This window comes from Mesorhizobium sp. WSM4828 (assembly GCF_055811175.1).
The window spans coordinates 1-474 of the sequence record NZ_JBVVQK010000111.1 but is presented as its reverse complement, the minus strand read 5'-3'; the positions used below and the strand labels follow the sequence as shown (position 1 = coordinate 474).

At 69.0% G+C, this 474-nt stretch carries 1 protein-coding gene; it reads right to left on the bottom strand.

Annotated features, from left to right (window positions below):
* On the bottom strand, positions 1 to 251 hold a 251-nt coding region (locus tag AC0L2X_RS32525; protein ID WP_473601227.1), incomplete at its 3' end, for a hypothetical protein.
* Positions 252 to 474: the final 223 nt, after the last annotated feature.

The window sequence follows — 474 nt, the reverse complement described above, 5'->3', positions numbered from 1 at the left end:
GCCACCGATCCCACTTCTACGGCGAGCATCCCTTCCGAGGCCACCACTGGCGGCAGCACCTCGACTGCCACCGCCCCTACCGAAGCCACCACCGGCGGCAACACCTCGACTGCCACCGCCCCGGCCGAGGCCACCACTGGCGGCAGCACCTCGACTGCGACCGCCCCTACCGAAGCCACCTCCAGCGGCAGCACCTCAACTGCCACAGCCCCGGCCGAGACTACCACCGGCGGCAGCACCTCGACTGCCACCGCCCCTTCCGATAGCAGTCATGGCAAGACCACGCTCTCGCATCTCCTCGCCGGCACCGGCAGTTCAACTGCTACCGCCGCCTCCGGCGCTACCGCCAGCGATGGCAGTCATAACAAGACCGCGCTGTCGCACCTCCTCGCCAGCGACGGCAGTTCGACTGCTACCGCCTCCGGCGCTACCACCAGCGATGGCAGTCATGGCAAGACCGCGCTGTCGCACCTC